This is a genomic window from Microbacterium sp. BWT-B31 (genome assembly GCF_041379855.1).
Lineage (GTDB): Bacteria > Actinomycetota > Actinomycetes > Actinomycetales > Microbacteriaceae > Microbacterium.
This window is the reverse complement of sequence record NZ_JBFECU010000002.1, coordinates 117,349-135,182: the sequence shown is the minus strand read 5'-3', so window position 1 is coordinate 135,182 and position 17,834 is coordinate 117,349. Positions and strand designations below refer to the sequence as shown.

The 17,834-nt window shown below is 73.3% G+C and carries 14 protein-coding genes; 2 read left to right on the top strand and 12 right to left on the bottom strand.

Annotated elements, in window-relative coordinates; translation table 11 throughout:
• Positions 1 to 38: 38 nt before the first annotated feature.
• From AB1K54_RS03275 to hemE, 6 genes are all read right to left on the bottom strand, one after another.
• On the bottom strand, positions 39 to 1,367 hold the full coding sequence (locus tag AB1K54_RS03275) for a glutamate-1-semialdehyde 2,1-aminomutase (RefSeq protein WP_371201278.1): 1,329 nt from the start codon (positions 1,365 to 1,367) through the stop codon (positions 39 to 41).
• The gene (hemB, locus tag AB1K54_RS03270) at positions 1,364 to 2,350 is read right to left on the bottom strand and encodes a porphobilinogen synthase (protein WP_371201277.1); all 987 of its coding nucleotides are present in this window, start codon (positions 2,348 to 2,350) and stop codon (positions 1,364 to 1,366) included. Before hemB ends, AB1K54_RS03275 begins: the two co-directional genes overlap by 4 nt.
• A 157-nt stretch (positions 2,351 to 2,507) precedes the next feature.
• Entirely contained in the window at positions 2,508 to 3,413 is a 906-nt protein-coding gene (hemC, locus tag AB1K54_RS03265; RefSeq protein ID WP_371201276.1) for a hydroxymethylbilane synthase, read from the bottom strand.
• Positions 3,414 to 3,513: 100 nt separating this feature from the next.
• A complete protein-coding gene (hemQ, locus tag AB1K54_RS03260; RefSeq protein ID WP_371201275.1) occupies positions 3,514 to 4,185 on the bottom strand; it encodes a hydrogen peroxide-dependent heme synthase in 672 nt (223 codons plus the stop codon).
• Positions 4,182 to 5,468 carry an NAD(P)/FAD-dependent oxidoreductase gene (locus AB1K54_RS03255; protein ID WP_371201274.1) on the bottom strand — a complete coding sequence of 429 codons (1,287 nt, stop codon included), beginning with the start codon at positions 5,466 to 5,468 and terminating at the stop codon, positions 4,182 to 4,184. The genes hemQ and AB1K54_RS03255 overlap by 4 nt, the downstream gene beginning before the upstream one ends.
• Positions 5,458 to 6,528: a uroporphyrinogen decarboxylase gene (gene hemE / locus AB1K54_RS03250; RefSeq protein ID WP_371201273.1), complete on the bottom strand. Its 1,071-nt coding sequence runs from the start codon at positions 6,526 to 6,528 to the stop codon at positions 5,458 to 5,460. Before hemE ends, AB1K54_RS03255 begins: the two co-directional genes overlap by 11 nt.
• A 199-nt stretch (positions 6,529 to 6,727) precedes the next feature.
• Between hemE and AB1K54_RS03245 the strand changes: the two genes are divergently transcribed.
• Positions 6,728 to 7,960: a glutamyl-tRNA reductase gene (locus tag AB1K54_RS03245; RefSeq protein ID WP_371201272.1), complete on the top strand. Its 1,233-nt coding sequence runs from the start codon at positions 6,728 to 6,730 to the stop codon at positions 7,958 to 7,960.
• A gap of 99 nt (positions 7,961 to 8,059) precedes the next feature.
• Here the strand turns inward: AB1K54_RS03245 and AB1K54_RS03240 are convergent, their stop codons facing one another.
• The 6 genes from AB1K54_RS03240 to AB1K54_RS03215 form a co-directional block, all read right to left on the bottom strand.
• Positions 8,060 to 9,901, bottom strand: coding sequence for a thioredoxin domain-containing protein (locus tag AB1K54_RS03240; protein ID WP_371201271.1), 1,842 nt, complete (start codon positions 9,899 to 9,901; stop codon positions 8,060 to 8,062).
• A 146-nt stretch (positions 9,902 to 10,047) separates the two neighbouring features.
• Entirely contained in the window at positions 10,048 to 10,884 is an 837-nt protein-coding gene (locus AB1K54_RS03235) for an aldo/keto reductase (protein ID WP_371201270.1), read from the bottom strand.
• Positions 10,885 to 10,944: 60 nt separating this feature from the next.
• Entirely contained in the window at positions 10,945 to 11,739 is a 795-nt protein-coding gene (locus tag AB1K54_RS03230) for an ABC transporter permease (protein ID WP_371201269.1), read from the bottom strand.
• Positions 11,736 to 12,686: an ABC transporter ATP-binding protein gene (locus AB1K54_RS03225; RefSeq protein WP_371201268.1), complete on the bottom strand. Its 951-nt coding sequence runs from the start codon at positions 12,684 to 12,686 to the stop codon at positions 11,736 to 11,738. Before AB1K54_RS03225 ends, AB1K54_RS03230 begins: the two co-directional genes overlap by 4 nt.
• The gene (locus AB1K54_RS03220; RefSeq protein WP_371201267.1) at positions 12,683 to 12,979 is read right to left on the bottom strand and encodes a transcriptional regulator; all 297 of its coding nucleotides are present in this window, start codon (positions 12,977 to 12,979) and stop codon (positions 12,683 to 12,685) included. Before AB1K54_RS03220 ends, AB1K54_RS03225 begins: the two co-directional genes overlap by 4 nt.
• Positions 12,976 to 13,632 (bottom strand): hypothetical protein, encoded by a 657-nt coding sequence (locus AB1K54_RS03215; protein ID WP_371201266.1) that lies wholly within the window; start codon positions 13,630 to 13,632, stop codon positions 12,976 to 12,978. Before AB1K54_RS03215 ends, AB1K54_RS03220 begins: the two co-directional genes overlap by 4 nt.
• A gap of 91 nt (positions 13,633 to 13,723) precedes the next feature.
• Between AB1K54_RS03215 and hrpA the strand changes: the two genes are divergently transcribed.
• The gene (gene hrpA, locus AB1K54_RS03210; RefSeq protein WP_371201265.1) at positions 13,724 to 17,827 is read left to right on the top strand and encodes an ATP-dependent RNA helicase HrpA; all 4,104 of its coding nucleotides are present in this window, start codon (positions 13,724 to 13,726) and stop codon (positions 17,825 to 17,827) included.
• The last annotated feature ends 7 nt before the right edge of the window (positions 17,828 to 17,834 follow it).

The window sequence follows — 17,834 nt, the reverse complement described above, 5'->3', positions numbered from 1 at the left end:
TGGTCCGTTTGTCAGAAGGCGGCCACGCCCTGCGGTGATCAGGGGCGAGCGGATGCCGCGGCGCGGGCCGCCGCCGGAAGCGCCGCGAACACGTGCTCGAGCGCCCGGTCGTCGTGGGCGGCGGTGAGAAACCATGCCTCGAAGACGCTGGGCGGCAAGGCCACCCCGGCGTCGAGCATCGCGTGGAAGAAAGCCCGGTAGCGGAACGCCTCCTGCGCGCGGGCGTCGTCGTAGTCCCGCACGGGGTCGGTGCGGAACGCGATCGAGAAGAGGCTGCCGGCGCGCGACACGATATGCGCGACGCCCTCGGCCTCGAGCGCGTCGTGCGCGGCGGTCGCGACGGCGTCGGAGGCGGCATCCACTCGTCGGTAGACCTCGGCGTCTGCCAGTCTCAGCGTCGCAAGCCCGGCGGCCACCGCGAGCGGGTTGCCGCTGAGCGTGCCGGCCTGGTACACGGGGCCGAGCGGGGCGAGCAGTTCCATGAGGTCGGTGCGACCGCCGATCGCGGCCAGGGGCATTCCGCCGCCGATCACCTTCCCGAAGGTGACGAGGTCGGGCGTCCACTCCTGGCCCGCCGCCTGCTCGAGACCCCACCAGCCCGCCGCCCCCACGCGGAAGCCGGTGAGCACCTCGTCGAGGATGAAAAGGGCGCCGTGCGCGTGCGCGGTGTCTGAGAGGAACCGGTTGAAGCCCGGCTCGGGCGCCAGCACGCCGGCATTGGCACCGGATGCCTCGGCGATGATCGCCGCGATGCGTCCGGGGTGCGCCGCGAACGCGGCTTCGACGGCCGCGCGGTCGTTGTACGGCAGCACGAGCGTGAGCGCGGCGATGTCGGCCGGGACGCCCGCGGAGCCGGGCAGTCCGAGGGTCGCAACGCCCGAGCCCGATTCGGCCAGCAGGCCGTCGGAGTGCCCGTGGTAGTGGCCGGCGAACTTGACGATCACGTCGCGCCCGGTCGCCCCGCGCGCGATGCGGATCGCGGTCATCGTCGCCTCGGTGCCCGTCGAGACCAGGCGCAGACGCTCGATCGCGCGGCGGTCGCCATGCCGCAGCCGGTCGATGACGAATTCGGCCAGCTCGGTCTCGCCGGGGGTCGACGCGCCGAACGAGAGGCCGCGGGACGCGGCATGCTGCACCGCCTTCACGACCTCGGGGTGCGCGTGGCCGAGCAGCGCCGGGCCCCACGACGCGACGAGATCCACGTACTGGCGGCCCGTCACGTCGGTCACGTGCGCGCCCGACGCCGACACGATCGACAGCGGCGTGCCGCCCACCGAGCCGAACGCGCGCACCGGCGAGTTGACGCCGCCCGGGATCACCGCGCGGGCGCGGGCCGCGGCATCCGCATTGCTCATCGGCGTCGTCATCGCGCCCACCTCTCGGCCGCCTCGACGGCCCAATACGTGAGCACCGCGTCGGCGCCCGCGCGCACGATGCCCGTGATCGACTCGTCGACGGCGCGTTCGCGATCGATCCAGCCGTGCGCGGCGGCGGCCTCGATCATCGAGTACTCGCCGCTGACCTGGTACGCCCACACCGGAACGGGCGAGGTCGCGGCGGTGTCGGCCAGCACGTCGAGGTACGACATCGCGGGTTTGACCATGACGATGTCGGCGCCCTCGGCGATGTCGAGCGCGGCCTCACGCGCACCCTCGCGGCGGTTGGCGGGATCGAGCTGGTAGGTGCGCCGGTCGCCCTCGAGCGAGGACTGCACCGCCTCGCGGAAGGGGCCGTAGAAGGCCGAGGCATACTTCGCGGCGTACGCGAGGAGCGCGACCTCGGCGTGCCCGGCGTCGTCGAGCGCGGCGCGGCACGCGGCGACCTGGCCGTCCATCATGCCGCTCAGGCCCAGCAGCTGGGAACCGGCTTCGGCCTGCGCGATCGCCATATCGCGATAGCGCTCGAGCGTCGCGTCGTTGTCGACACCGCCGCGGGCATCGAGCACGCCGCAGTGGCCGTGGTCGGTGAACTCGTCCAGGCACAGGTCGGTCTGCACCACGAGCGCGTCACCGGCCTCTTCGCGGGCGATGCGGGTCGCCGCGTTCAGGATGCCCTCGGGGTCGGTCGCCCCCGAGCCGACGGCGTCCTTGTGCTCGGGCACGCCGAAAAGCATGACCCCGCCGATCCCCGCCGCCGCGGCGCGCGCGATCTCGGCGCGCAGCGAGTCGAGCGTGTGCTGCACGACACCGGGCATCGACCCGATCGGCAGGGGTGCCGATGCCCCCTCCCGGACGAACAGCGGCAGCACCAGCTGCTCGGGGCGCACGCGCACCTCGCGAGTGAGACGGCGCCACGCGGGGCTCTGGCGCAGGCGCCGCAGGCGCACAGCGGGAAAGGATGCCTCGGTCATGGGTGTCTCCTCTCACCCCTCCTGCGGGCCTCACGCCATGTCGCAGAATCCACCGCAAGAGCCCCTCTGACCGAGTGGTTCTGAGACATGAACGGAAGGATTCGGGACATGGAGGGGATTGGGCGGTCGCGGAAGGGGATCGGTCGGGGGAAGGGGGTCAGTCGGTGAGGGGCGCGAGGTCGGCGGCGCCGAGGCCGAGCAGCTCGTCGGTGACGCGACGGGCGAGGTCGGTCGCGGCATCCGGATCGTCGTCGAACGCGGCGGCGTGCGAGCTCGACACGGACGCGCCGCCGTCGGGACGGTAGACGGTGGCGCTCAGGAAGAGCAGGCCGTCCTCGACGAACGCGTGCGCGCCGATCGGGGCGGCGCAGCCGGCGCCGAGCAGGGCGAGCACGGCACGCTCAGCGTCGGCGGCCAGCCGCGACGGAGCGTGGTCGATCGCCGAGGCGAGGTGCTCGTCGCCGAGGCGCGTCTCGACCGCGAGCGCGGCCTGCGCGGGCGCGGTGGGCCACTCGTCGAGCGGAAGCAGGTCGGTCGCGGCGTCGAGGCGACCCAGGCGCTCAAGGCCCGCGGCCGCGAGCATCACGGCGTCGAGGCGGCGCTCGGGATCGTCGGCGCCGACGCGGCCGAGCCGCGTGTCGACGTTGCCCCGCAGGTCGACGAGCACGAGGTCGGGGCGGCGCGCGGCCAGCTGCGCGCGGCGGCGCGGCGAACCGGTGCCGACGCGGGCGCCCGCAGGGAGCGTCAGGAGGGTGAGCCCGTCGCGCGCGCACAGCGCGTCGCGCGCGTCGGCGCGTTCGGGCACCGCCGCGATCGCGAGGCCCGGCTCGGGGGTCGTCGGGAGGTCTTTGAAGGAGTGGACGAGCGCGTCGACCTCGCCCGCGAGGAGCGCGTCGCGCAGCGCCGTCGCGAAGACGCCGCGGCCGCCGAGGGTCGACAGCGACGCGGTCGACGTGTCGCCCTCGGACACGATCGGCACGAGCTGCCCGCCGAGCTGCGCGGCGATCATGCCCGACTGGGCCATCGCGAGGGCGCTGGCGCGGGTTCCGATGCGGAAGGTCATGCCCCGGCTCCGCGTGCCGAGGTCAGGAGACCTCGCCCACAACAGGATGCGTCGGGCGCGGCGACCCGGTTCTGGGCGCGTGAACCTTGTGTCGCGACCGTCATGACAGCACCGAGGCGACCTCGGCAGCGGGGATGCGGCGACCGGTGAAGAACGGCACCTCTTCGCGCACGTGGCGACGAGCCTCGGTCTGGCGCAGGTGCCGCATGAGGTCGACGAGGTCGATCACATCGTCGGCCTCGAGAGCGAGCAGCCACTCGTAGTCGCCGAGCGCGAAGCTCGCGACGGTGTTCGACTGCACCTGCGGGTACTCGCGGCCCTTGCGCCCATGGTCGCCGAGCATCGCGCCGCGCTCGGCGGGCGGCAGCAGGTACCACTCGTACGACCGCACGAACGGATACACCGTGACCCAGTCCAGCGCCGCGGCTCCGCGCGCGAACGCGGGCGCGTGGTCGCGGCTGAACTCGGCGTCGCGGTGCACGCCCATCGCGTTCCACGTCGGCAGCAGCGGCGCGAGCTCGCCGCTGCGGCGGAGCGTGCGCAGGGCCTCCTGCAGCCCGTCGGCGGTGGGGCCGGTGAGCCACAGCAGGATGTCGGCGTCCGCCCGCAGGCCGGACACGTCATAGATGCCGCGCAGCAGGCCGCCGACCTCGGCGACGGCCTCTTCGAGGGTCGCCGCGTCCGCGGCGGCGTCCGCGGGGTGCGGGTCGCGTCGCAGCACGGCGAACAGCGTGTAGTAGCGGACGTCCTCAGCAAGCGTCGTGTCGGTCACCCTTCCATCCTCCCCCGTGGCCCGTCCACGGTCGAATCCTCTCCCACCTCCGCGACCAGCGCCGCGGCGACCCGTTCGGCCTGGGCGACGACCGACGCCAGGCCGGTGCCCGCCGGGCCTTCGCCGACGGCAGGCTCCGCCATGGCGGGCCAGGCGCCTGCGGGCCGACGCTGCCACACGGCCGACGACGTGTCGACGACGCGCTCGATCGGCGCGCCCAGGAGCGCCGGGGCATCCGTCATCGCGCGCTCGACCGCGTCGGCCCGCTCGCCGTCGTACGACAACCGCACCGCGTGGAGGCCGGGCAGCAGGTCTGCGACCCACTCCCATTTGGCAGACAGGTGCGTGAGCGCGCGGGCGGTCACGCCGGGTGCGTCGGCGGCGACGAGCACCCCCGTGCCGCGCGGGGCGTGGTCGAAGGCGGATGCCTCGACCACGAGCGTGGCCAGCGTGACGCGCCGTCCGGGCGCGGCGCCGGGCGCGGCCGCCGCGCGCACGACCTGTCCGCGCACGCGGCGTCCGCCGGCGGTCAGCGCGTGAGGTGTCAGGTCGGTCGCGGGAGCGCCCGTCTGAAGCCGCACGCCCAGCCGCTCGCACTCGGCCACGAGCGCGTCGACGAGTCGGAACATCCCCCCTCGGATGCCGGCGACCTGCGACCCTGCGGGGGCGGCGGCGCGCAGGCGGCGCACCGCTGCGGCGAGCGACCCGGCCGCGCGCAGCTCTTCGCGCAGACGCGGCGACGCGGCGTCGATCAGCAGCTGATCGGGCTCGGTCGAGTGCACGCCGCGCACGACCGGCGCGACGAGTCCGTCGACGACGCCGTCGCCCATGCGCAGCCGGACGAGCTCGCCGATCGTCGCGGCATCGGCCCCCACGCTCGCGGGCAGCTCGGCGTCGCGCTGCGCACGGCGTGCGGCGTCGAGGCCGATCGCACGCACGACGTCGTCGGCACCCGGATCGCCCGGAATGCCGAGCACTCCCGTCGCCGGCAGCGCCACCGACGAGCCGTCGGAGCGGTGCAGCCACGCCGGGGCGTCGAGCGGCGCGACGATGTCGCCCTGCATGCCGAGCTCGGCAAGCAGCGCCGCCACCGTGCCCCCGCGCACCGCGAACGACTCGGCGGCCGCGTCGAGGTCGACGCCCGCGACGGTCTGGCGCGACACCTGCCCGCCGAAGCGGTCGGAGCCCTCGAACACGACCACCTGACGGCCGCTGAGCGCGAGCCGCCGCGCGAGCACAAGCCCGCCCACTCCGCCGCCGGCGACGAGGACCTCAGCGGCCATGCACGTGCTCCACGATGCGCGTGAGCACCGCAGGGTCGGTCTCGGGCGGCACACCGTGGCCGAGGTTGACGATGTGGGCGGGGGCGGCCTGACCCCGCTCGATGACGTCGTCGACGTGCCTGGCGAGCACCGGCCACGGCGCCTGCAGCAGGGCCGGGTCGATGTTGCCCTGCAGCGGGATGCGGCCGCCCAGACGCTCGTTCGCCTCGTCGAGCGGCAGGCGCCAGTCGATGCCGATGACGTCGGCGCCGAGCGCAGGGATGAGATCGAGGCGGTCGGCGAGGCCGAGTCCGAAATGGATGCGCGGAACGTCGAGGCCGCGCAGCGCGTCGAACGCACGCTTGGAGTGGGGGGCGACGCGACGCTGGTAGTCGCCCCGAGACAGCGACCCCGCCCACGAGTCGAACAGTTGGACGACACTCGCGCCGGCCTCGACCTGGGCCCGCAGGAACGCGCCCGACACGTCGGCGCACCAGTTCAGCAGCGCCGCCCACGCATGAGGGTCGGTGCGCATGAGAGCGCGCGTGCGCAGCTGCTCCTTCGAGGGGCCGCCCTCGACGAGGTAGCTCGCGAGCGTGTACGGCGCGCCGGCGAACCCGATGAGCGGGGTGTCGCCGAGCTCGGCCACGGCGATCGCGACGGCCTCGCGGATCGGGTCGAGTGCGGCCGGATCGAGCGGGCGCAGCTTCATGATGTCGGATGCCGTGCGCACCGGCTCGTCGAGCACGGGGCCGCGGCCGGGCACGATCTTCACCCCGACGCCGGCGAGCAGCACGGGGATGACGATGTCGCTGAAGAAGACGGCCGCGTCGACCTTGTGGCGCCGCACCGGCTGCAGCGTGATCTCAGCGGCCAGCGCGGGGTCGAGGCACGCGTCGAGCATCTCGGTGCCCGCGCGGCTCTCGCGGTACTCGGGAAGCGACCTTCCGGCCTGCCGCATGAACCACACCGGCGCCGCCTCGGGCCGGTCGCCGCGCGCGGCGCGCACGAGCGGGCAGTTCGTCGTCCGTCCGTCGACGAGGGGGTGGGCGGCGGCCAGGGCGGAGATCTCGAGGGTCACCCGTCCAGGCTAGTTCGCGCTCCTGTGAGCGCGGCGGGTCGACTGGTCTCCGCTGCGCTCCCGTGCGCTCCTGTTCGCTCCCGTTCGCGAGCCCGCGCCGGTGCTCCGAGACCGCGTTCCGGGGCCCGCAGTCTCGGTGCGCGGGTGCGGTCGCGCGGTGGATGCCGCGGGGGCGGCGCACAGCGGGTAAACTCGCCGCGTGCTTTTCTGCCTGACGGCAAGCCACCGGAACACCGAGTTCGACGTGCTGGAGAGACTGTCTCTGGCCGCCGGCTCCACCGGCGCCGACGTGATCGCGGCGCACGACTTCGTGCGCGGCGCCGTCGTCGTCGCCACGTGCAACCGGTTCGAGGCGTACCTCGAGCTCGACGAGCCGGTGTCGGCCGGGGCCGTTCTCGCCCACGAGGCCGTGCTCGACGTGCTGCAGGCGACGGCCGGGGCGGATGCCGACGCGCTGCGCCGATCCGCCGTCGTGCTGCAGGGCGACGAGGTCGTACGGCACCTGTTCTCGGTGAGCTCGGGCCTGGAGTCGATGGTCGTCGGCGAGGAGGAGATCACCGGCCAGGTTCAGCGGGCGCTGCGCACCGCGCGCGACGCGGGCACCACCACGCCGCTGCTCGAACAGGCGTTCCAGCGCGCCGCCCACGCCACACGCGAGGTGCGCGCGAAGGCCGACCTCGCCGGCGAGGGGCGCTCGCTCGCGCGCCTCGCGCTGGATCTCGTGGGCTCGCGCATCACCGACTGGAGCGGGGTCACCGTGCTGCTGGTCGGCACCGGCAGCTACGCGGCCACGACGATCGCGGCCCTGCAGGCCCGCGACGCGGCCGACGTGCGGGTGTACTCGTCGACGGGTCGCGCGCAGAGGTTCGCCGCGAAGTACGGCGTCCGCGCCGAGAGCGACCTGCGCACCGGCATCCGCGACGCCGACATCGTCATCACCTGCACCGCGCGCTACACCGTCGGCCCCGACGACGTCCCGGCCGATCGCGCGCGCATCGTCGTCGACCTGGGCCTGCCTCGCAACGTCGACCCCGCCGTCGCCGAGGTCGAGGGCGTCACCCTCATCGACCTCGAACTGCTCGGCAAGCACGCGACCGTGCCCGAGCTCAGCGGCGGCGCGCACGAGGTGGTCGGCTCCGCAGCCGCCATGTTCGCCGCCGAGCGCGACGCGGCCCCCGCGGTCGTCGCCGTGCGCTCGCATATCCAGGCCGCCCTCGAGGCCGAGCTCGAACGCCTGCGCGGCGACGACACCGAGCGCACCGAGTCGGCGCTGCGCCATCTTGCCGGGGTTCTCTCGCACGCACCGTCGGTGCGTGCCCGCGAAGCTGCCGCCGAAGGCCGGCTCGACGAGTTCGAGCGCGCCCTCGAGATCGTGTTCGGCATCGAGGTGGACCTCTCCAGCGAGCACGGCAACCTCCGCGCCGTCAGCTGAGGCGCGCCGCGGTGCGGCGCTCACTCGGCTGATTCTCCCGTTGTCGGCTGAACGATCGAACCGATCGCGCAGGGATGAGCCGACGAAACGGCAAGTCGCTCAGTCGGCGAGGTCCGCGGGATCCGTCACCGGCAGTCGGCAGGCGAAGTCGCGGCAGTCGTAGGCCGTCGCGCGCCCCTCGACGAGCGACTTGCCCACGAACAGTTCGAAGCCCTCCCGCGCGAAGTCGGCCGCCTGCTCTACCGTCACAACGGCGACGACATCGGCGCGGATGGCCCGCCCCGCCGCGGCGAGCCGGTCGCCGGGGTCTGCGGTGACGACCACGACCTGCCGCGGCGCCGACACGAGACGCGACGCCGCGCGCAGCAGTGCGCCATGCGCGAGAGGCTCGGCGAGGGCGGCCCGCGCGTGGGCCGCGACGAGGCGTTCGGCGACCCGGCGCCACGACTCCCCCGCGCCGAGCGTCCACAGGTCGAGCGCGGCGCCGGCGATCGCGCTGACACCGGACGGCTCGTCGCCGTCGCCCGCCTGGTCGGGGGCGGCGACGCCGTGCGCGGCCAGCACCGGATCTGCGCCGGCCGGGGGTCGCGGCATCCCGCCGTCGGGAACGCATGCCGCGACGAGCTCTCGCGCCCGCACTGCGTACGCGACGTCGCCGGTCGCCGCCGCGAGCGCGACGAGCCCCGACGCGAACTGCCCGTAGTCGGCGAGGGTCGCGACAGCGCGCGAGGGGATCTCGTCGAGCGACGCGCGCACGAGCCTCCCGTCCCGGTCGGTGTTCGCGCCGACCACGGCGTCGGCCGCCCAGCGCGCGGCCTCTACGAGGCTTGTGTCGCCGAGGTCCGACCCGGCGCGCGCGAGCGCGGCGATCGCCAGCCCGTTCCACCCGGTGACGACCTTGCCGTCGACCGCCGGGGGCTCGAGGCTCGCGCGGGCGGCGGCATCCTCCAGGTAATACCCCCCCTCGCTGCGCTGGCCCGCGATCCACGACTCGGAGTCCTGTGCGGCGCCGAATCCGCCGGACGGCTGCTGCAGCACGCCCAGGAGAAACCCGGCGACCCCGCGCGCGGTGTCGACATCGCCCGCGTCCAGGGCGACCTCGAGCAGCTGCGCGTTGTCGGTGAGCATGCGCTCGTAGTGCGGCGCGGTCCAGTCGCGGCGCGTCGCGTAGCGGAAGAACCCGCCCGAGGCCGCGTCGCGCAGCTCGGATGCGGCCATCGCGGCCAGGGCGCGGTCGGCGACGGCGGATGCCTCGGCCGCGCGCTCCCGCACGAGCGGCGCCTGCAGGAACCGAAGCGCCGTCGCGACGGGGAACTTCGGCGCGGCGGGGTCCGTTCCGCCGAAGCCGCCGAACTCGCCGTCCTCCAGGGCGGCGAGGGCCCGCGCCGCGTCTTCGAGGTCGGCAGCACGCGGAAGGGTGGACTGCGCGGCCCCGGTCTCGCGCACGGCTGCCAGCGCCTCGGTCACCGCGGCGGCCGTCTGCTCGATCTCGGCACGGCGCAGGGTCCAGGCCTCGCCGACCGCGGCGAGCACCTGCGCGAACGACGGCAGGCCGCCGCGCGGCTCGGGCGGAAAGTACGTGCCGGCATAGAACGGGCGGCCCGACGGGGTCGCGAACACCGTGAGCGGCCAGCCCAGGCTGCGGGTGAACGCGGATGCCGCGGCGAGGTACGCCGCGTCGACTTCGGGGTGCTCTTCGCGGTCGACCTTCACCGCGACGAAGCCGTCGTTAACGACCGCGGCGATCGCCGGGTCGGAGAAGGACTCCCGCGCCATCACGTGGCACCAGTGGCAGGTGGAGTACCCGATCGACACGAGCACCGGTACGCCGCGGCGCGACGCCTCGGCGAAGGCCTCCTCGCCCCACGGGAACCACGCCACGGGGTTGCCCGCGTGGGCACGCAGGTACGGACTGGTCGACGTCGCAAGACGGGATGCCACGGCCTCAGGCTACGGCGATGCGGGGGTCGGGGCATCCGTCACCGTCAGCGCCGCGCGCGAGACGCGCAGATCCCGCGGGATTCGGACGAAAGCCGAGGCGTTGTCCGAGATCCGCGGGATCTCCGATTCTCAGAGTCGGCGCGGGGTCAGTTGACCTCGGCGGGGTGGGCGCTCACGCGGCCCGAGCCGTCGCCCGGCTCCATGGCGTCGATCGCGGCGATCTCGGCGCCCGAGAGCTCGAAGTCGAACACGTCGAGGTTCTCGGCGAGGCGTTCGCGGCGCACCGACTTGGGGAACACGATGAACCCCTTCTGCAGGTGCCAGCGGATCACGGTCTGCGCGGGGGTCTTGCCGTGGGCGGATGCCGCGGCCGCGACCGGCTCGGCGCCGAAGAGGTCGTACTTGCCCTGGCCGAGCGGGCCCCACGACTCGATCTTCACGTCGTGGGCTGCGGCCCAGTCGGTGATGTCGCGCTGCTGGTGCGCGGGGTGCAGCTCGATCTGATTGACGGCCGGAACGACACCGGTCTCGGCGACGATGCGCTCGAGGTGCGGCACGAGGTGGTTCGACACTCCGATCGAGCGCGTGAGGCCGGCCTCACGCAGCTCGATCAGCTTCTGCCACGCGTGCACGTAGTTGTCGGCGGCAGGCGTCGGCCAGTGCACGAGGTACAGGTCGAGTCGCTCGAGGCCGAGCTTGGCGAGACTCTCGGCGATCGCGGAGTTCGGCTCGTCGCCGTCGTGGCGGTCGTTCCAGAGCTTGGTGGTGACGAACAGCTCGTCGCGGGCGAGGCCGCTCGCGGCGATCGCGGCGCCCACACCCTCTTCGTTGCCGTAGATGGCGGCCGTGTCGATGTGGCGGTAGCCGAGCTCGAGCGCCTCGGACACGGCACGCTCGGTGTCTGCCGGCGGCACCTTGAACACGCCGTAGCCGAGCTGGGGGATGCTGTTGCCGTCGTTGAGGGTCACGGTGGGGATGGTCATCACTCCAGCCTACGAGGCGCGGAGCGCCCCGGGCCGGCCGGGCGCCGAACGGCGGCCCGCTCAGCGGTACCGGCGCCCCTCGTCGCGGCGGAAGAGCACGAGGGCGAGCGCAAGGGTCGCGGTCGTCCAGACGACGAGCCCGACCCACACCCACCACTCCAGCGTCCCGCCTTCGACCGCCCAGATGACGAACTCGCGCGCCTGCCGCGAGGGCGTGAACTTCGAGATCGCGTCGAGCCAGTCCGCGAACAGGATCGGCGGCAGGAACAGCCCGCCGATGAACGCGAGCCCGAACATCACCACCTGGATCACCGCGATCGCCGCCTTGAACGGCATCGCGTAGCCGATCGAGATGCCGATGAACATGAACGGCAGGGCCGAGACGGCGAGCGCGACGACACCGGCGAGAATGCGCGCGGGCGGCGCCTCGGCGGCCGTGAACACGCCGCCGACGACGATCACCGGGAGGATCGCGACCAGCCCCAGCGTGCCCGTCGACAGCACCTGCGCGAGCACGCGCGCCAGGCCCGGCGCGGGCAGGGTGCGCAGGTACGGATCCCACGGCTTCTCGCGGTTCTCGGCGATCGTGAGCCCGAAGCTGAACAGCGAGTTCGACATCACCGCGAACACCGACAGCGAGATGACCGCCTGCGTCGCGAAGAGCGGGTTGTCGGCGACCGCGCGCTGCGGCACGACGAAGAACAGCAGCGCGAGCGCCGGGAAGACGAGCGTCCCGATGACGGCGATGGGCACGCGGAACGTCTCGATGAGCCCGTACTTCGCGTGCAGCAGGGTCAGCCGCGCGGTCGACGGGGCGACGGATGCCGCGGCGGCGGATGCTGCGGACGCGTTCATGCGGCGCTCCTCTCGGTGGTGGTCGGGGCTGGTCGCGCGGAGCGCGGATCGGGGGCGTTCGCGGTGGCGGCGGCTGCGGCATCCGTCAGCGACAGGAAGGCCTCTTCGAGGGTCGCCCCGCGCACCGCGAGGTCGCGGAAGTCGATTCCCGCCGTCACGAGGGCGCGCACGGTCTCGTCGGCGTCTTCGACCGTGAGCACTTCGAAGTCGTCCTCGCGTTCGCGTCGGACGATCCCGGGGAGCGCTCCCAGCCGCTCGGGCTCGGTCGTGCGCAGGCGCACCCGGCTGAGGCCGACTCGCGACAGCACCCGCGGCAGTTCGTCGTCGACGAGCACGCGGCCTTCGCCGAGCACGATGACACGCTGCGCCAGAGCCTCGATCTCATCGAGGTAGTGGCTCGTGACGACCACGGTGGCGCCGGCCTCGTGCTGGCGGCGGATGGCTTCCCACAGCGTCCGCCGGGCGTCGACGTCGAGGCCGGTGGTGGGCTCGTCCAGCAGCACCAGCCGCGGCCGCCCGACGAACGCGAGCGCGACCGCCAGGCGGCGCTTCTGCCCGCCCGAGAGCGACCCGGTCTGGCGCCGCAGCAGCTCACCGAGGCCGAACTCCTCGGCGAGCTCGGCCGTCGGCACCCGGTCGGCGAAGTGGCCGCCCACGTAGTCGATCACCTCGCCCACGCGCAGCGTGTCGGGCAGCGCCGTCTCTTGCGGGGTGCTGCCCAGCAGGCGGCGGTTCACCGGCTCTGCCGGGTCGCCGCCGAACAGCCGCACGCGGCCGGACGACGGCCGCCGCAGACCCTGCAGCAGCGACAGCAGCGTCGTCTTGCCGGCGCCGTTCGGGCCGAGCAGACCCACCAGGGTGCCGGCGGGGATGTCGAGGGTGATGTCGTCGACGGCGACGAGGTCGCCGAAGCGGCGGGTCACGCGGTCGAAGGTCGCAAGGGTCATGTTCTTTCTCCCAGGACGGATCGCAGGGTGTCGACGTAGTCCTCGAAGGCACGCCGGCCCTGTCTGGTGAGGGCGAGGTAGGTCACGGGGGTGCGGCCCCGGTGGGTCTTGTCGACCTGCACGTAGCCCGCGTCCTCGAGCTTGCGCAGGTGGGTCGAGAGGTTTCCCGCGGTCATGTCGAGCAGTTCCTGCAGGCGCGGGAACGCGATGCTGTCGCCGGTGTCGAGCGTCGCGAGCGCCGAGGTGATGCGCAGTCGCGCGGCCGCGTGGATGACGGGGTCGAGCTCGGTCATCGCCGTACCCACAGCCACGCCACGAGCGCGCCGACGAGGAACACCCCGCCGCCGGCGAGGGCGAACACGAGGTAGTGCGTCGGGTAGCCGAAGAAGGGTGCCACCAGCGCCACGAGGAGGATCCAGCCTCCCATCCAGATCGCGGGCCGAGCCTGCCAGATGCCGCCCGCGATGACGTACATGATGCCGACGAAGATGGCCGATGCCGTCGGGTAGTAGATGTTCGCGAGCCCGGGCGGCATGCCGTTGCGGATGAGCGCGGTGCCGAACACGACGATCGCGAGGAAGCCGACCGCCCACATCGAGCCGTAGACGGTGCCGGTGAACGACGAGGCCGGAGACGAGCGGATGCCCCGGCCGCTGCGCACGCCGAGCACGGCCGTGGCCGCCAGCGCGCCGACCATCAGCACGATGAAGGTCGTCACGGCGAACGGCAGCGGGATCGACACCGCCGGCTCCGCCCCGTCGATCAGCCACAGCAGGCCGAACCCGACGAACCATGCGACGCCCCACGCGCCGAGGATCGGGGGCACGGATGCCGCCATCCGGCGACCCACGCGATCCTGCTCGGCGCGCACGAGTTCGAGGGCGGCCGCGGCGTCGCGCGGTTCGTCGTCGCCGTCGGGGTCGTGTTCGAGGCGTCGTCCGGACATACCTACTTTGTAATGCAAAGCTGTTTGCGAGTCAATGCCCGATTCTGGGCGGAGTCCTCGGAACGCGACGGGCGGGATACGATCGAAGGCTGTGTCCTCCCCCGAACCGATCATCTCGTTCCCGCCGGAGCTGCCCGTCAGCGCCGCACGGGACGAGATCGCGCGCGCGATCCGCGACCATCAGGTCGTGATCGTCGCCGGAGCCACCGGCTCGGGCAAGACCACGCAGCTGCCGAAGATCTGCCTCGAGCTCGGCCGAACCTCGATCGCCCACACCCAGCCGCGGCGCATCGCGGCCCGCACGATCGCCGAGCGGGTCGCCGAAGAGCTGCGGGTGCCGCTCGGCACCACCGTCGGCTACAAGGTGCGCTTCACCGACAAGGTGTCGCCAGACACGCGCGTCGCGCTGATGACCGACGGCATCCTCCTCAACGAGATCCACCGCGACCGGCTGCTGCGCCGCTACGACACGATCATCGTCGACGAGGCGCACGAGAGGTCGCTCAACGTCGACTTCCTGATCGGCTACCTCACCCGCATCCTTCCCCAGCGCCCCGACCTCAAGGTGATCGTCACGAGCGCGACGATCGATCCCGAGAGCTTCGCGAAGCACTTCGCGTCTCGCGATGGCACTCCCGCCCCGATCATCGAGGTGTCGGGGCGCACCTACCCCGTCGAGGTCAGATACCGGCCGGGCGGCGAGGACGATTCGATCGGCAGAACTCCTCCGGATCGTGACCCTGCGCACCCTGGCGGCGCCGATTCGGCCCCGCGCCCGAAGAATCGGAGGAGTTCTGCAGGAGCCGACGAGGCGGACGACATCGACGCCCTCACCACCGCCCTGCGAGAGCTCGACCGGGAGCCCGCGGGCGACGTGCTCGTCTTCCTTCCGGGCGAGGCCGAGATCCGCGACGCGATGGATGCGGTGCGCGGCATGTATGCGAAGGATGCCGCGCCCACCGAGGTGCTGCCCCTCTTCGGCAGGCTCAGCGCGGCCGAGCAACACCGCGTGTTCGAGCCGTCGGCCGTCGCGGGCGTGCGGCGGCGTGTGATCCTCGCCACGAACGTCGCCGAGACGAGCCTCACGGTTCCCGGCATCCGGTACGTGGTCGACACGGGCACCGCGCGCATCTCGCGCTACAGCAACCGCTCGAAGATCCAGCGCCTGCCGATCGAGGCGATCTCGCAGGCCTCGGCGCAGCAGCGCTCCGGACGCGCGGGGCGCACGGCGCCGGGCATCGCGATCCGCCTCTACGCCGAGGACGACTTCGCGCGCCGCCCCGAGTTCACCGAGCCCGAGATCCTGCGCACGAGCCTGGCAGCGGTCATCCTGCAGATGCTGGCGCTCGGCTTCGGCGACATCGACGCGTTCCCGTTCCTCACTCCGCCCGACTCGCGAGGTGTGAAGGCGGCGTTCGATCTGCTCGTCGAGCTCGGCGCGGTGAACGTGCCGCAGCGCGGGGGCGAGGCCGCCGGATCGAGTGCCGCCGCAGGCGGTGTATCGAGATCATCCGGCCCCCGTCTCACCGACCTCGGGCGCGAACTCGCGCGCCTGCCGATCGACCCGCGCTTCGCGCGCATGCTCGTCGAGGCCCGCCGCACCGGCGTGCTGCGCGACGTGCTCGCGATCGTCGCCGGCATGTCGATCCAGGACGTGCGCGAGCGCCCCGAGGATCGCCGCGACGAGGCCGACCGGCTGCACGCGCGGTTCACCGATCCGACCAGCGACTTCCTGTCGCTCCTGAACCTGTGGAACCACCTGCAGGAGCAGCAGGCACAGCTGGGCTCGAGCGCCTTCAGGCGCCTGTGCCGCGCCGAGCACCTCAACTACGTGCGGGTGCGCGAGTGGGCCGACGTGCACCGGCAGCTGTCGCAGCTCGTGCGCGCGCCGCGCGATCAGGAGACGACCACGGCAGATCCGGATGCCGTGCACAAGGCGATCCTGTCGGGACTGCTGTCTCACATCGGCGTGCTCGACGCGCGCACGATCAACCCGCCGAAGGATCGCCGCGCCCCGGCGGACCGGCCCGGAGGCGGGCGTCCCGCGCGCGGCGAATACGTCGGCGCGCGCGGCGCGCGGTGGGCGGTCTTCCCCGGATCGGGCCTGCGCAAGAAGACCCCTTCCGCGGTCATGGCCGCCGAGCTCGTCGAGACGAGTCGCCTGTTCGCCCGCACGGTCGCCGCGATCGACCCGGCATGGGCCGAAGACCTCGCGGGCGATCTCGCGAAGCGCTCGCTGAGCGAGCCGCACTGGTCGAAGTCGGCGGGTGCGGCATCCGCCTACGAGAAGGTGACGCTGTTCGGCGTCGAGATCGTGCCCCGGCGGCGCGTGCAGCTGTCGCGCTTCGACCGGCCGTTCGCCCGCGAGCTGTTCGTGCGGCACGCGCTGGTCGAGGGCGATTGGGAGCCGCCGGGCGACAAGCGCCTGACCGCGTTCGAGCGGCGCAACCTCGAACTGCGTCGGCGCCTCGAGAAGGTCGAGGAGCGCGAGCGGCGCCGCGACATCCTCGTCGGCGACGAGGCGGTGTTCGCGTTCTACGACGCGCGCATTCCCCGCGACGTCTTCGACGCGCGCTCGTTCGAGACCTGGTGGAAGGATGCGCAGGCCCGCACGCCGCGCCTGCTCGACATGAGCGAGGCCGACCTGCTCGACGAGTCGGCGCGGTCCGACGAGCGCGACTTCCCGGCGCGGTGGCGGCAGGGCGACCAGGTGCTCTCGCTGGCGTACCGGTTCGAGCCCGGCGCGCCCGACGACGGGGTGACTGCGGTCGTGCCGCTGGCGCTTCTTGCCCAACTGCGTCCCGACGGGTTCGACTGGCAGGTGCCGGGCATGCGTGACGAGCTCATCACCGGCCTGCTGCGCGCGCTGCCGAAGGCGATCCGCCGGCATGTCGTGCCCGCGGCCGACTGGGCCGCGCGCTTCTCGGAAGAACTCCGCGGCCAGGGGCCCGAATCCCACGACGGGATGCCGCCGCTCCCGCTGCGCGAGGCGCTCGCCGCCCGCATCCAGCGCATCGCGAACCAGCCGGTGATCGCCGCCGACTTCGACCTGGAGCGCGTGCCCGGTCACCTGCGCATGTCGTTCCGCGCCGTCGACGAACGCGGTCGAGCGGCAGGCTCGGACCGCGACCTGACCGCGCTGCAGGACCGCCTCGCCGGGCGCGCCCGCACCTCGGTGGCACGCGCGGTCGAGCGATCAGTCCGAGGGGGCGGGGTCCCGCCCCGCGGGCCGCTGAGCGCACCGGGCACCGGCGCGCTCCCCACCCCCCGCGGGGCGTCGAGCGAGCACAGCGAGACGAAACGACAGGGCCTGGCCGCGGCCTTCACCGAGCGCACCGGCCTCACCGAGTGGACGTTCGAGGATCTGTCCGAGGTCGTCGACACGAAGGTCGCCGGCGGCGTGGTGCGCGGCTACCCCGCGATCGTCGACGACGGCTCTTCGGTCGCGCTGCGCATCGAGTCGACGCCCGAGTCAGCGGCATCCGCCACCCGCGCGGGCGCGCGACGGCTCTTGCTGCTCGCGGTGCCCTCCCCCGCGGCGTACGTGCTCGAACACCTCACCTCGGCTGAGAAGCTGGCCCTCGCCGCGTCGCCGTACCCGTCGGCGAAGGCGCTCATCGAAGACGCCCGGCTCGCCGTCGCCGACGCGGTGATCGACCGCACCGCTCCTGGCGGGGTCATCCGCGCCCGCGCCGTGTTCGAGGCCGTGCGCGACGCGTTCTCGGCGGCGGTCGTCGACGAGTCGTTCGCCGCGGTCTCACTCGCCGCCCGCATCCTCGCCCTCGCCCGAGAGGCCGAGCGGGCGATGCGGTCGCAGAACTCGCTGACCCTGCTCGCGGCGCTCGGAGACGTGAAGGCGCAACTGGGCGGGCTCGTGTTCCCGGGGTTCGTGTCGCGCACCGGGCTCGCGCGTCTCGCGCACGTGCCGCGCTACCTGCAGGGCGCGCTCGAGCGCATCAACGCGCTCTCGGACAACCCGGGCCGTGACCGTCAGCGACAGACCGAGTTCGAGCGCGCGGCCGCGCAGTACACGGATGCCGGCGGCACGATCCCGCCCGCACCGGATGCTCCCGCACACCTCGTGCGTGTGCGGTGGCTGCTCGAGGAGTACCGCGTGAGCCTGTTCGCCCAGCGCCTCGGCACCGCCGAGCCGGTCTCGCTGCAGCGCATCGCGAAGGCGCTCACCGAGCGCTGAATGCGGC